The sequence below is a fragment of the Pseudomonas sp. SIMBA_067 genome (assembly GCF_046534675.1).
GTDB lineage: Bacteria > Pseudomonadota > Gammaproteobacteria > Pseudomonadales > Pseudomonadaceae > Aquipseudomonas > Aquipseudomonas putida.
Genome location: NZ_JAWRYH010001427.1, coordinates 1 through 232, shown reverse-complemented (window position 1 = coordinate 232; position 232 = coordinate 1). Strand labels below are relative to the sequence as shown.

Annotated in this window: 1 pseudogene; it reads right to left on the bottom strand. The window is 62.9% G+C overall.

Annotation, left to right across the window (positions count from 1 at the left end):
- Positions 1 to 232: pseudogene (locus SB765_RS34110) on the bottom strand (lysine decarboxylase); the annotation flags it as partial.

Sequence of the window (232 nt, the reverse complement as noted above, 5' to 3'; positions counted from 1 at the left end):
CACAAGCCGTCATAGGTGGAGTTGGTCACCACCGCCAGCTTGATGCGCGGCGCCCGACCACGGGCGAGCGGGTTGGCCTGGATCTTCGCCTGAATTGCCTCAGGGCTGAACTCGCTGAGCGGGATCGGGCCGATGATGCCCAGTTCGTTACGCTCCGGGCACAGGTACAACGGAATGGCACCGGTCATGATGATCGCGTGGACCACTGACTTGTGGCAGTTGCGGTCCACCA